The organism is Marisediminicola sp. LYQ85 (assembly GCF_046600695.1).
In the GTDB taxonomy this organism is placed as follows: domain Bacteria; phylum Actinomycetota; class Actinomycetes; order Actinomycetales; family Microbacteriaceae; genus Marisediminicola.
Genome location: NZ_JBKIWO010000001.1, coordinates 928,330 through 940,786, shown reverse-complemented (window position 1 = coordinate 940,786; position 12,457 = coordinate 928,330). Strand labels below are relative to the sequence as shown.

Genomic DNA, 12,457 nt, shown 5'->3' with positions numbered 1-12,457 from the left:
GAGATGAGTCGAGTGCCGAGCAGTACACCCCCGAGCGCGAGTCGCGACGATCGTCGCGACGACGGTCAGCCCGTCGAGAACGACACCGCGGTGAGTCCTCCACTGCGTCTCGTGTTCGCGGGCAGTCCCGCCGCGGCGGTGCCGAGCCTCGAGGCTCTCGTCGCATCGCGACACGACGTCGCGGCCGTCGTCACTCGCGCGGATTCCCCGCGGGGTCGCAAGCGCGTGCTCACCCCGACCGAGGTGGCCGACGCGGCCGGGAGGCTCGGTGTGCCGGTCATCCGCACCGACCGTCTCGACGAGGACACCACTCGCGAGATCGAGGAGTTGCGCCCCGACCTCGGGGTCATCGTGGCGTACGGCGGGCTCGTGCGCGAGCCCCTCCTCTCGACGCCGCGACTCGGGTGGATCAACCTGCACTTCTCGCTGCTCCCGCGCTGGCGCGGGGCGGCCCCCGTGCAACGCGCCATCATGGCGGGAGACGACCTCACCGGCGCGACGGTCTTCCATCTCGTGCCCGAACTCGACGCGGGCGACATCTACGGCTCGCTCACCGCGCCCATCGGGGCACACGAGACCGCTGGCCACCTCCTCGACTCCCTCGCCGTCGACGGAGCGCACCTGCTGACGCGCGTCGTCGATCTCCTGGCCTCGGGCGACGCACGCCCGGAGGAGCAGCGCGGCGACGTCACCCTCGCTCCCAAGCTCACCCTCGACGACGCACGCATCGACTGGGCGAGGCCCGCCCGGGAAGTGTTCGATCGCATCCGCGGCGTCACTCCCGAACCGGGCGCCTTCACCGAGCTCGTCGACGCCCGACTCGGCACCGTCAAACTCGGCGTCGCCGAGGCGGCACTCGCTCGCGACGCGGCCGCGCTCGAACCCGGTCGCTTCGCCCTCGTCGGTCGCGCGGTGCTCGTCGGCACGGCGACCCACCCCCTCGAACTCGTGCGCGTGCACCCGGCCGGAAAACGTGTCATGGCCGCAGCGGACTGGTGGCGCGGTCGCGGGAGCGACATTCCGGAGGTCGCCTCGTGAGCGGCCCCACCGACCGCCGCGCGGGTCGCGAGCCCGCACGTCGTGCGGCACCGGGCCGCGGCGCGGCGACCCCGCGCGGGGGATCCTCGGTGCAACCCGCGCGACGCATCGCCTTCGACGTCATCCGCGCCGTGGGGGAGTCGGATGCCTACGCCAACCTCCTTCTGCCCGTGAAACTCGAGCGGGCGAAACTCGGCACCGCCGACGCCGCCCTCGCGACCGAGCTCACCTACGGCACGCTGCGCCGGCAGAGTTACTACGACGCCGTCATCGCGATCGCCGCGGGCCGCGACGTCTCCCGCATCGACCCGCCCGTGCTCGACGTTCTGAGACTCGCCGTGCACCAGCTCCTGTCGATGCGTGTCGCACCGCACGCGGCCGTCGACGAGGCCGTCGCTCTCGCGCGATCGGTGGGGTCGGCATCCGTCACGGGCTTCGTGAACGGAGTGCTGCGCACCATCACGCGCACCGACCCTCTCGATTGGCACGACCGGGTCATGGAGTCCGCGCGGAGCGACGACGAACGACTCGCCCTCGAGCACTCCCACCCCGTGTGGATCGTGCGTGCCTTCCGCCGCGCGCTCTCGGCGGAGGGGCGCGAGATCGAGCTCGACGATCTGCTCGAGGCCGACAACACCGCTCCGCGCGTGAATCTCGTCGCCCTCCCGGGGCTCTCGAGTGTCGACGAGCTGCCGAGAACACGGCGCGCACCGTATTCGCCCTACGGCGCGATCATCGAGGGGGGAGATCCTGCCACGTGGCCTCCCGTCGCCGCGGGCCGCGCGCGCGTGCAAGACGAGGGCTCCCAGCTCGCCGCGCTCGCCCTCACGCGCGCGCGGCCCGTCGAGCCGGGGGAGGTGTGGCTCGACCTGTGCGCCGGGCCGGGGGGCAAGACCGCGCTCCTCGGCGCCGAAGCCGCTGCCGCGGGAGCGACCGTCGACGCGAACGAACTCGTTCCCGCTCGAGCGGAACTCGTGCGCAAAGCCGTCGCGGCACTCGAGCATCCCCCGACGGTGACGGTCGGCGACGGAACCGAGGTCGGCCGAGACCGAGCCGGGAGCTACGACCGTGTGCTCGTCGACGCACCGTGCACGGGACTCGGAGCGTTGCGGAGGCGCCCGGAGGCCCGCTGGCGCAAACAACCGAAGGATGTCGCCGACCTCGCGCCGCTCCAGTCGCGGTTGCTCGCCTCGGCGCTCGACGCCGTCAAGCCCGGCGGCATCGTCGCCTACGTCACGTGCTCCCCCCACCTCGCCGAGTCGCGCGCGATCGTCGACGGGGCGGTCTCGCGGAGCAACGGCACGGTGCGACGGCTCGACACGGCCGACGTCCTCCGCGGTGTCACGACCGAGCCGCTCGACCTCGGCACGTCTCCGGGATCGGTGCAGTTGTGGCCCCACCGACACGGCACCGACGCGATGTTCATCTGCCTCCTCGAGAAGACCGCGTAGTCGGCGGGCGACGCGACGCGAGACGTCGAGTCGCGTTTAGGCTCGGACCATGGCCGTCCGAATCAACCCGAGCATCCTCGCCGCCGACTTCGTCAACCTCGAGCGCGATGTCACGACCATCGCGAGCGCCGACCTCGTGCACGTCGACGTCATGGACAACCACTTCGTGCCGAACCTCACGTTCGGCACGCAGATGGTCGAGAGACTGCAGGCTGTGTCACCGATCCCGCTCGACATCCACCTGATGATCTCCGACGCCGACCGGTGGGCACCGGGCTACGCCGAGACCGGCGCGTTCTCGGTCACCTTCCACGCCGAAGCCGCGACAGACGCCGTCGCCCTCGCGAGGCGCTTGCGCGACATCGGCGCTCGCGCGGGGATCGCGCTCAAACCCGACACTCCCGTCGAGCCCTACCTCGACATCCTCGCCGAGTTCGATCAGGTGCTCGTCATGACGGTCGAGCCCGGATTCGGAGGGCAATCGTTCATGGAGGGCACGATGCCCAAGCTCCGCACCCTCGCGACCGAGGTGGCGCGGCACGGACTCGACGTGTGGCTCCAGGTCGACGGGGGCATCGACGAGAACACGATCGGTATCGCCGCGGAGTCGGGGGCGACGACGTTCGTGGCCGGATCCGCCGTCTTCGCGTTCGACGACCCCGCGGCGCGCATCGCGCTCCTGCGGGAGTCGGCCGAGCGACACAGTCATGCTTGGATGGAGAAATGACTGACAAGACCAAGCCAGAGATCGACTTCTACGAGGGCGACGAGCCCACCGAACTCGTCATCGTCGACATCGAGGAGGGCACGGGCGAGACCGCCGAGCCCGGCGCGACCGTCGACGTCCACTACCTCGGCGTCGAGTTCGCCACCGGGGAGGAGTTCGATTCGTCGTGGAACCGCGGCCAGTCCATCGTCTTCCCGCTCGCGCAGCTCATCGCCGGATGGCAGCAGGGCATCCCCGGCATGAAGGTCGGCGGACGTCGCCAGCTCATCGTCCCTCCCGCACTCGCCTACGGACCGGCGGGCGGAGGCCACCGCTTGAGCGGGCGCACCCTCATCTTCGTCATCGACCTCCTCGGCGTGCGCTGAGACCTCGCGACGACGAGCCTTCGGTCTCCGTCGCCCCGCGCCGCGCGGGGCGACGGAGACCTGGCCTTCCGCGAGCGGTACCCTTGACCCTGTGAAGACGTTCGACGCCCTGTTCGAGGAGCTCGCAGGCAAAGCCGCGGCCCGGCCCGAGGGCTCGCGCACCGTCGCCGAACTCGATGGCGGAGTGCACACCATCGGCAAGAAGATCGTCGAGGAGGCCGCCGAGGTCTGGATGGCCGCGGAGTACGAGTCGACCGACGAGACGGCGGCGGAGATCTCGCAATTGCTCTACCACCTCCAGGTGCTCATGCTCGCGAAAGGGCTGACCCCCGCGGATGTCTACCGACATCTGTAGGCCCCGCGTCGTCACCGTCGTTCCGACCGTCGGCGTCGCGACCGCCGACCGCCCCTCCCGCCGCTACCCGTCCACCTCGGGCGAGTGAGAAGAACCATGCTCCGCATCGCAGTGCCCAACAAGGGGTCTCTCGCCGAGACCGCCCACGACATGCTCGCCGAGGCCGGGTACACCGGCCGGCGTGACCCTCGCGCGCTCAACGCCGTCGACCCGCGCAACGAGGTCGAGTTCTTCTACCTGCGCCCCCGCGACATCGCGACCTACGTGGGTTCGGGCGCCCTCGACGTCGGAATCACCGGGCGAGACCTGCTCCTCGACTCGGGTTCCGCCGCTCGGGAGACCGCCGCGCTCGACTTCGGCGACTCGACGTTCCGGTTCGCCGGCCCCGCCGGCCGCTTCTCCGAGCTCGGCGATCTCGCGGGCATCCGGGTCGCCACGAGCTATCCGGGCCTCGTCGGAGCGTTCCTCGAGCGCCACGGCGTCACGGCCGAGCTCGTCAACCTCGACGGCGCCGTCGAATCCGCCGTCAAGCTCGGCGTCGCGGATGCCGTCGCCGACGTCGTCTCGACCGGTTCGACCCTGCGCGCGCAGGGGCTCGAGATCTTCGGCCCCGTGATCCTCGAGTCGACCGCGGTGCTCGTGAGCGGAGCGACCGTGCACCCCGGCATCGAGGTCTTGCACCGTCGGCTGCAGGGCGTGCTCGTCGCGCGCCAATACGTTCTCCTCGACTACGACCTCCCCGTCGAGCTCGTCGACGCGGCGTCGGCCATCACGCCGGGGCTCGAGTCCCCGACGGTCTCGCCCCTCCGCGACGCCGACTGGGTCGCCGTGCGCGTGATGATCGCGCGCGTCGACACGAACGAGGTCATGGACAAGCTCTACGACCTCGGTGCCCGAGCGATCCTCGTGAGCTCGATCCACGCCGCGAGGATCTGACGTGACCCTCGCCGTCCGCGTCATCCCGTGCCTCGACGTCGCCGCCGGTCGAGTCGTCAAGGGAGTCAACTTCGTCAACCTCCGCGACGCGGGCGACCCCGTCGAACTCGCCCGCCGGTACTTCGAGCAGGGCGCGGACGAGATCACCTTCCTCGATGTCACGGCGACGGTCGACGAGCGCGCGACGATGTACGACGTCGTGCAGTCGACGGCCGAACAGGTCTTCATCCCGCTCACCGTCGGCGGGGGAGTGCGCTCCGTCGAGGATGTCGCCAAGCTCCAGGGGCACGGAGCAGACAAGATCGGCGTCAACAGCGCGGCGATCGCGCGCCCCGGTCTCCTCGACGAGATCGCGGATCGCTTCGGAGCTCAGGCTCTCGTGCTCTCCCTCGACGTCAAGCGCGCCCCGTCGACGGCGAGCGGGTTCGTCGTGACGACCCACGGCGGCCGCACCGAGACGACCCTCGACGCCCTCGAGTGGGCACGCGAAGCCGTCGAGCGCGGTGCCGGCGAGCTCCTCGTCAACTCGATCGACGCCGACGGCACGAAGAACGGCTTCGACCTCGAGCTCATCACGGCGATGCGTGAGATCAGTTCGGTGCCCGTGATCGCCTCGGGAGGCGCGGGGGCCCTCGAACACTTCGCCCCCGCGATCAAGGCCGGCGCTGACGCGCTGCTCGCGGCATCCGTCTTCCACGACGCCGACCTGACGGTCGGCGACATCAAACACGAGCTCGCAGCCGCGGGCCTCATCACGAGGTAGGTCGCCATGGTCGCCCCCAGCGTCGAAGCAGTTCTCGCCCGCGCCGTGTTCGGTCGCGACGGCCTCATGCCCGCGATCGTGCAGCAGTGGGACTCGAAGGAGGTGCTCATGCTCGGCTACATGGATGCCGAAGCGTTGCGACGCACGCTCACCGAGGGCCGCGTGACGTTCTGGTCGAGATCGCGGTCGGAGTACTGGCGCAAGGGAGACACCTCGGGTCACGCCCAATTCGTCAAGACGGCCGCACTCGATTGCGACGCCGACACGGTGCTCGTGACCGTCGACCAGGTCGGCGCCGCGTGCCACACGGGCGCGCACGCGTGCTTCGACGTCGATCCTCTCGAGCCCGTCGTGGGGTTCCGCGATGCGTGACACGACCACGCGCGAGCAGTTCGACCGGTTGCTCGGCGACCACCGGGTCGTCCCCGTCATCCGGGAGCTCTACGGTGACGGCGAGACCCCCGTGGGCATCTATCGCAAGCTCGCGAAGGGCGAAGCGGGCACGTTCCTCCTCGAGTCCGCCGAACAGGGCGGCATCTGGTCGCGATTCTCCTTCATCGGCGTCTCGAGCTTCGGCGTTCTGACCCAGGTCGCCGGCGAGGCCACGTGGATCGACTACGGCCTGCCCGTCGAGCGTGCCCTCGGAGACGATTTTCCGACGCGGCCCCTCGACGCCATCGCGCACGCGCACGAGCGCTGGAAGACGCCCAAGATCGACGGCCACCCGCCGCTCACGGGCGGTCTCGTCGGATTCATCGGGTGGGAGGCGATCCGGCAGATCGAGAGACTGCCCGACGCCCCTCCCGCCGACTTCGTCATGCCGGGTCAAGCGATGAGCTTCGTCTCGCGACTCGTCGTCGTCGACCACCGCACCGGGTCGGTTCTGCTCATCGCGGCCGCCCTCAACGACGGCCACGAGACCGACGACGCGCTGTGGAACGCCGCGCAATCCGACCTCGACGCGATGCAGACCGCCCTCGGTGCACCGTCGGAGGCGTGGCTCGCCGACCTCGACCTCGAGACGTCGCCGTCACCGCGCCCACGCATCACGCCCGACGAATACCGGGCGGCGGTCGAACGATCGAAGCGGTTCATCGTCGACGGCGACGTCTTCCAGGTCGTCATCTCGCAGCGGTTCGACCACGAGCTCACCGCCGAACCGATCGACGTCTACCGGGTCTTGCGCACGCTCAATCCGAGCCCGTACATGTACTTCCTCGCGCTCGAAGACCCCGAGGGCGAGCCGTACTGGATCGTCGGCTCGTCGCCCGAGGCCCTCGTGAAGGTCGACGAGGGGCGCGTGCACATGCACCCCATCGCGGGGTCGAAGCCCCGCGGAACGACACCCGAACACGACCAGGCCCTCGCCGACGCGCTCGAGAACGACCCCAAGGAGCGCGCCGAACACCTCATGCTCGTCGACCTCGCGCGCAACGACCTCCTGAAGGTCTGCGTTCCCGGGTCTGTCGATGTGACGGAGTTCATGCACGTCGAGCGGTTCAGCCACATCATGCACCTCGTCTCGTCGGTCGAGGGCGACATCCGGCCCGGCGTCACGGGCGTGGATGTCTTCACCGCGACCTTCCCCGCCGGCACACTGTCGGGCGCACCCAAGCCCCGTGCCCTGCAGATCATCGACGAACTCGAGGTCGCGCAGCGCGGCCTCTACGGGGGAGTCGTGGGTTACTTCGATTTCGCGGGCGACGTCGATCTCGCGATCGCCATCCGCACCGCGACGATCGCGGGAGGCATCGCCCGGGTTCAAGCGGGGGCGGGGCTCGTCGCCGACTCCGATCCCGTCGCCGAGCAGCAGGAGACCCAGAACAAGGCCGCCGCTCCGCTCCGGGCCATCGCCGTCGCGAACGCCATGACCCGGGTGACCCCGTGACCCCGCGCCGGCTCAAGTCGACGGCGCTCCTCGCGGTTCTCGCCGTCAACGCGCTCACGCTCATCTCGTGGACCCAGGTGTGGTTCACCGTGCGGCTCGTCGACGCTGCGCAGGTCGACACCTCGATCGCCGCCGCAGGAGACTCGGCGGCCGGGGGACTCGCCGCTCTCGGGCTCGCCGGTCTCGCCCTCGCGGGCGCACTCTCGATCGCGGGCCCCGCGTTCCGGCTCGTGCTCGGGGTACTCCACGCCCTTCTCGGCGTCGCCGTCATCGCCTCGAGCCTCGCGGCGACCGGCGACCCCGTCGGCGCCGTCTCCGCACCCGTCACCGAGCTCACGGGTGTCACGGGCGACGCCTCGGTCGCGAGCCTCGTCGAGAGCGTGTCGAACACGCCCTGGCCGTTCATCACGCTCGCTCTCGGCATCGCGAGCGTCGGGATCGGCGTCGGCATCCTTGTGACGAGTCGCTCGTGGCCGGGGTCGTCGCGCAAGTACCAGACCGCGGGGCTCGTTCCCGTGGAGAATGCCGACCACGGTGCCGACGCCGCCGACAGCGACACGGCGATCGACACCGCCACCGCGGATGTCTCCTCCGCGAACACGACGGGTGCGACACGCGCGAGCGGTGCGCGTGCCGCCGCGACGACGGATGCCGCGGACGCCGAGCCAACCGCTGACCGCGGCTCCGACTCGGTCGCCGACTGGGACGCCCTGAGCGACGGCGGCGACCCCACCGCACGCTAGACTCGACTGACGCCACCACCGAACCACTGGAGCACTATGAGCCACGACAATTCCGAACCAGGCCACGGCAATTCGCCTGCGGCATGGACGGCCGTAGTCATCATGCTCGTGGCTTTCAGCGTCGGAACCGTCGCGTTCTTCTTCTCGATCGCCTGGCTCGTCTGGGCCTCGGCCGGTCTCGTCATCGTGGGCCTCATCGTCGGTCTCATTCTCGCGCGCCTCGGCTACGGCGTCGGTGGAGACCGCGCTCTGTCGAAGGCACGCTGACCCGGTGCTCGCCGACCTCACCGCAGGAGCCCTCGAGGACGCTGCGGAGCGTCGCTCGACGCGCCCTCTCGCCGACGTCGAGCGCGCCGCTCTCGAGCGTGACGCCCCCGTCGACGCGCTCGCTGCTCTCGCCCCGGCGGACGCCGTCAAGATCATCGCCGAGATCAAGCGGGCGAGTCCGTCTCGCGGTGCTCTCGCCGACATCGTCGACCCCGCCTCGCTCGGTCGCGCATACGAGACCGGCGGAGCGAGTGCCATCAGCGTGCTCACCGAGCAACGCCGGTTCTCCGGTTCCCTCGACGACCTCGAGGCCGTGCGCGCCGCGGTGGCTCTCCCCGTTCTGCGCAAGGATTTCATCGCCGAGCCCTACCAGGTGTTCGAGGCGAGGGCGGCGGGTGCCGATCTCATCCTCCTCATCGTCGCGGCGCTCGATCAGGAGACCCTCGTCGAACTCCACGCGCTCGCGACATCGCTCGGCATGGCCGTGCTCGTCGAGACCCACAGTGCCGACGAGATCGCGCGCGCCCGGGATCTCGGCGCGTCGATCGTGGGCGTCAACGCTCGCGACCTGCGCACCTTCGAGCTCGATCGCGACCTCTTCGCGACGCTCGTCGACCTCATTCCGGCGGGAGTCGTCAAGGTCGCCGAGTCGGCGGTCAAGACCGCAGACGATGTCGCGAGGTACCGCTCAGCGGGCGCCGATATCGTGCTCGTGGGTGAGGCGCTCGTAACGGGCGACCCCATCTCCACCCTTCGACAATTTTTGGCGGCATCATGACGACCCTGCGCGACGAGATCGGACCCTACTTCGGCGAATACGGAGGCCGCTTCGTTCCCGAATCCCTCGTCGAGGCCCTCGACGAACTCGACGCGGCGTACAAGACCGCCAAGACCGACCCCGAGTTCCAAGCCGAACTCACGGCTCTACACGCGACCTACACGGGTCGACCCTCGCTCATCACCGAGGTGACGCGCTTCGCCGAGCACGCCGGTGGCGCGCGCATCCTACTCAAGCGGGAAGATCTCAACCACACGGGGTCGCACAAGATCAACAACGTGCTCGGACAAGCGCTGCTCGCGCGCAAGCTCGGCAAGACCCGGCTCATCGCCGAGACCGGGGCGGGCCAGCACGGCGTCGCGACAGCGACCGCCGCCGCCCTCTTCGGCATGGAGTGCGTCGTCTACATGGGTGCGGTCGACACCGAGCGGCAAGCGCTTAACGTCGCGAGGATGCGCTTGCTCGGGGCCGAGGTCATCCCCGTCGAGACCGGATCGCGCACGCTCAAAGACGCGATCAACGACGCTCTGCGCGACTGGGTCGCCAACGTCGAGACCACCCACTACCTGCTCGGCACCGTCGCGGGCCCCCACCCCTTCCCGGTCATGGTGCGCGACTTCCACAAGATCATCGGCGAAGAGGCGCGGGAACAAGTGCTCGCCCTCACGGGGCGCCTCCCCGACGCCGTCACGGCGTGCGTCGGCGGCGGATCGAACGCGATGGGCATCTTCCACGCGTTCCTCGACGACCCCGACGTCGCGCTCGTCGGCTACGAGGCCGCGGGAGACGGGGCCGAGACCGAGAGGCACGCGGCGACCATCACGAAGGGGCGCCCCGGCGTGCTCCACGGGGCGCGGAGCTACCTCCTCCAAGACGAAGACGGCCAGACCGTCGAATCGCACTCGATCTCTGCCGGCCTCGACTACCCGGGTGTGGGACCCGAGCACGCGTGGCTCGCCGACATCGGCCGCGCCCAGTACGTGCCCGTCACCGATACCGCGGCGATGAGCGCCCTCCGTCTCCTCGCGCGCACCGAGGGCATCATCCCCGCGATCGAGACCGCCCACGCCCTCGCGGGCACGCTCGAACTCGGAAAGCAGCTCGGTCCCGACGCCGTCATCCTCGTGAACCTCAGCGGCCGCGGAGACAAAGACATGGTCACCGCGGGCAACTACTTCGGTGTTCTCGACGACGACGCGGAGCAGGTCTGATGAGCGAAACCACGAGCCCCGTCGAGGCGGCGATCGCCCGCCGCACGGCTGCCGGCAGCGGCGCCCTCGTCGGTTACCTCCCCGCGGGGTATCCGAACCTCCAGACGAGCGTCGACGCGGCTGTCGCCCTCGCCGAGAACGGTGTCGACGTCATCGAGCTCGGACTCCCGTACTCCGACCCCGTCATGGACGGTCCCGTCATCCAGGCGGCGACCCAGGTCGCCCTCGCGGGCGGGTTCAAGCTCGCGCACGGCTTCGAGGCGATGTCGGCGATCACCGCTCGGGTCGACGTTCCCGTGGTCTTCATGAGCTATTGGAACCCGATCGTGCAATACGGCGTCGACCGCTTCGCCGACGACCTCGTGTCGGCCGGGGGAGCGGGCGTCATCACTCCCGACCTCATCCCCGACGAGGCCGGGTCGTGGCTCTCCGCGTCCGAACGCACGGGACTCGACCGCATCTTCCTCGCGGCGCCGTCGTCGACCGAGACGCGGCTCTCCCGCGCGGTCGAGCTGAGCCGAGGATTCGTCTACGCCGTCTCGACGATGGGGATCACGGGGGCACGCACGGATGTCGACACCGCGGCTCGCTCGCTCGTCGGCCGACTGCGCGACGCCGGCGCGACGAGCACGTGCGTCGGAATCGGCATCTCGACCGCCGACCAGGTGCGCGAGGTTCTCGAATACGCCGACGGCGCGATCGTGGGTTCGCTCCTCGTGAAGGCCCTCACCGACGGGGGAGTGTCCGGTCTCGCCGACGCGGCAGCCGCGCTCTCCGCCGGTACTAGGCTCTAACACAGCCTCCTGCGGCTTCCCCCTTCAGAAAGGCACCGAGTACGTGTTCGCACCCGCAAGCATCCCCAGTCCCGGCCTCGAATGGCGGGTCCTTGTCGACCTCGGCGATGTCCTCCGCGACCTCGGTCTCAGCTGGGTGACCTTCGACCTCCCGATCCGTTCTTATGCGATCTGCATTCTGATCGGAATCTTCGCGGCAGCGCTGCTCACGAACGCCCGTCTCAACCGCCGCGGAGCTGAACCCGGAGTCACCCTCGATGTGGCGTTCTTCGCGCTCATCTTCGGCGTCATCGGCGCCCGGATCTACCACGTGCTCACCCACCCAGACGACTACTTCTTCGCGGGCGCCGACCCGTGGGCAGTCATCGCCATCTGGGACGGCGGCATCGCGATCTTCGGAGCCCTCCTCGGTGGGGCACTCGGTGTGTTCATCGGGTGCCGCCTCGTGGGTCTGCGGTTCTGGACCTACGCGGATGCTCTCGCCCCCGGCCTGCTGCTCGCGCAGGCGTTCGGCAGGCTCGGCAACTGGTTCAACCAGGAGCTCTACGGCGTGCCCACCGACCTCCCGTGGGGTCTCGAGATCGATCAGCCGAACGGGGCGTTCCCCGCGGGTCTCCCCGATGACACACTCTTCCACCCGACGTTCCTCTACGAGATCGTCTGGAACCTCGCCGGCGTCGCCGTGCTCCTCCTCGCGGAGCGCAAGTTCGCGCGTATCAAGACGACGGTCGACTCGATCACGTCGACGCGCATCGAGCCGCTCGCCCCGCGCCTGCAGTGGGGCCGCCTGCTCGGCCTCTACCTCGTCTGGTACGGCCTCGGTCGCGCGGTGTTCGAGTCGATCCGCATCGACCCGAGCGAGATCATCCTCGGCGTCAGGGTCAATGTGTGGGCTGCCTTCGCCGCGATCGTCGTCGGCTTGCTCATCATCATCATCCAGGGTCGCCGGCACCCCGGAGCAGAGCCGAGCGCCTACCTGCCCGGTCGCGAGTGGAAGCCCGAGGCTGGGTTAGACTCGGAGGACACCTACTCCGATACCGCTGACGACAGCAACAGTGATGGCGACAGCGCCCCAGCGATGGTCGGGTCGAGTGCAGCACCCCCCTCCGCCACAAGCGGCGGCGGTGCGAAAAAGTAGCTC

At 69.7% G+C, this 12,457-nt stretch carries 15 protein-coding genes; all 15 read left to right on the top strand.

What is annotated here, in order from left to right:
• Positions 1-102: 102 nt before the first annotated feature.
• Positions 103-1,038: a methionyl-tRNA formyltransferase gene (gene fmt / locus ACLHG5_RS04385; protein WP_411318410.1), complete on the top strand. Its 936-nt coding sequence runs from the start codon at positions 103-105 to the stop codon at positions 1,036-1,038.
• On the top strand, positions 1,035-2,489 hold the full coding sequence (locus ACLHG5_RS04380) for an RsmB/NOP family class I SAM-dependent RNA methyltransferase (RefSeq protein WP_411317962.1): 1,455 nt from the start codon (positions 1,035-1,037) through the stop codon (positions 2,487-2,489). Before fmt ends, ACLHG5_RS04380 begins: the two co-directional genes overlap by 4 nt.
• Positions 2,490-2,538: 49 nt before the next feature.
• Positions 2,539-3,216: a ribulose-phosphate 3-epimerase gene (gene rpe / locus ACLHG5_RS04375; RefSeq protein WP_411315417.1), complete on the top strand. Its 678-nt coding sequence runs from the start codon at positions 2,539-2,541 to the stop codon at positions 3,214-3,216.
• Positions 3,213-3,581: an FKBP-type peptidyl-prolyl cis-trans isomerase gene (locus tag ACLHG5_RS04370; protein WP_411315418.1), complete on the top strand. Its 369-nt coding sequence runs from the start codon at positions 3,213-3,215 to the stop codon at positions 3,579-3,581. The genes rpe and ACLHG5_RS04370 overlap by 4 nt, the downstream gene beginning before the upstream one ends.
• A 91-nt stretch (positions 3,582-3,672) precedes the next feature.
• Positions 3,673-3,936 (top strand): phosphoribosyl-ATP diphosphatase, encoded by a 264-nt coding sequence (locus ACLHG5_RS04365; protein ID WP_411315419.1) that lies wholly within the window; start codon positions 3,673-3,675, stop codon positions 3,934-3,936.
• A 96-nt stretch (positions 3,937-4,032) separates the two neighbouring features.
• Positions 4,033-4,872 (top strand): ATP phosphoribosyltransferase, encoded by an 840-nt coding sequence (hisG, locus tag ACLHG5_RS04360; protein ID WP_411315420.1) that lies wholly within the window; start codon positions 4,033-4,035, stop codon positions 4,870-4,872.
• 1 nt (position 4,873) lies between these two features.
• Positions 4,874-5,635 carry an imidazole glycerol phosphate synthase subunit HisF gene (hisF, locus tag ACLHG5_RS04355; RefSeq protein WP_411315421.1) on the top strand — a complete coding sequence of 254 codons (762 nt, stop codon included), beginning with the start codon at positions 4,874-4,876 and terminating at the stop codon, positions 5,633-5,635.
• 6 nt (positions 5,636-5,641) lie between these two features.
• A complete protein-coding gene (gene hisI, locus ACLHG5_RS04350; protein WP_411315422.1) occupies positions 5,642-6,007 on the top strand; it encodes a phosphoribosyl-AMP cyclohydrolase in 366 nt (121 codons plus the stop codon).
• Positions 6,000-7,523 carry an anthranilate synthase component I gene (locus ACLHG5_RS04345; protein ID WP_411315423.1) on the top strand — a complete coding sequence of 508 codons (1,524 nt, stop codon included), beginning with the start codon at positions 6,000-6,002 and terminating at the stop codon, positions 7,521-7,523. The genes hisI and ACLHG5_RS04345 overlap by 8 nt, the downstream gene beginning before the upstream one ends.
• On the top strand, positions 7,520-8,266 hold the full coding sequence (locus ACLHG5_RS04340) for a Trp biosynthesis-associated membrane protein (protein ID WP_411315424.1): 747 nt from the start codon (positions 7,520-7,522) through the stop codon (positions 8,264-8,266). Before ACLHG5_RS04345 ends, ACLHG5_RS04340 begins: the two co-directional genes overlap by 4 nt.
• Before the next feature lie 36 nt (positions 8,267-8,302).
• Entirely contained in the window at positions 8,303-8,533 is a 231-nt protein-coding gene (locus ACLHG5_RS04335) for a DUF6704 family protein (RefSeq protein WP_411315425.1), read from the top strand.
• Between the two features lie 4 nt (positions 8,534-8,537).
• Entirely contained in the window at positions 8,538-9,311 is a 774-nt protein-coding gene (trpC, locus tag ACLHG5_RS04330; RefSeq protein ID WP_411317961.1) for an indole-3-glycerol phosphate synthase TrpC, read from the top strand.
• Complete coding sequence (gene trpB / locus ACLHG5_RS04325) at positions 9,308-10,522, top strand: tryptophan synthase subunit beta (protein ID WP_411315427.1); 1,215 nt, start codon at positions 9,308-9,310, stop codon at positions 10,520-10,522. The genes trpC and trpB overlap by 4 nt, the downstream gene beginning before the upstream one ends.
• Positions 10,522-11,316: a tryptophan synthase subunit alpha gene (gene trpA, locus ACLHG5_RS04320; RefSeq protein ID WP_411315428.1), complete on the top strand. Its 795-nt coding sequence runs from the start codon at positions 10,522-10,524 to the stop codon at positions 11,314-11,316. The genes trpB and trpA overlap by 1 nt, the downstream gene beginning before the upstream one ends.
• A 43-nt stretch (positions 11,317-11,359) precedes the next feature.
• Positions 11,360-12,454, top strand: coding sequence for a prolipoprotein diacylglyceryl transferase (gene lgt, locus ACLHG5_RS04315; protein ID WP_411317960.1), 1,095 nt, complete (start codon positions 11,360-11,362; stop codon positions 12,452-12,454).
• Positions 12,455-12,457: the final 3 nt, after the last annotated feature.

Coding starts and splice junctions, on each gene's coding strand:
- rpe (WP_411315417.1), top strand. CDS start 2,539: ATGGCCGTCCGAATCAACCCGAGCATCCTCGCCGCCGACTTCGTCAAC.
- ACLHG5_RS04335 (WP_411315425.1), top strand. CDS start 8,303: ATGAGCCACGACAATTCCGAACCAGGCCACGGCAATTCGCCTGCGGCA.
- trpB (WP_411315427.1), top strand. CDS start 9,308: ATGACGACCCTGCGCGACGAGATCGGACCCTACTTCGGCGAATACGGA.
- ACLHG5_RS04370 (WP_411315418.1), top strand. CDS start 3,213: ATGACTGACAAGACCAAGCCAGAGATCGACTTCTACGAGGGCGACGAG.
- hisI (WP_411315422.1), top strand. CDS start 5,642: ATGGTCGCCCCCAGCGTCGAAGCAGTTCTCGCCCGCGCCGTGTTCGGT.
- hisG (WP_411315420.1), top strand. CDS start 4,033: ATGCTCCGCATCGCAGTGCCCAACAAGGGGTCTCTCGCCGAGACCGCC.
- trpA (WP_411315428.1), top strand. CDS start 10,522: ATGAGCGAAACCACGAGCCCCGTCGAGGCGGCGATCGCCCGCCGCACG.
- ACLHG5_RS04345 (WP_411315423.1), top strand. CDS start 6,000: ATGCGTGACACGACCACGCGCGAGCAGTTCGACCGGTTGCTCGGCGAC.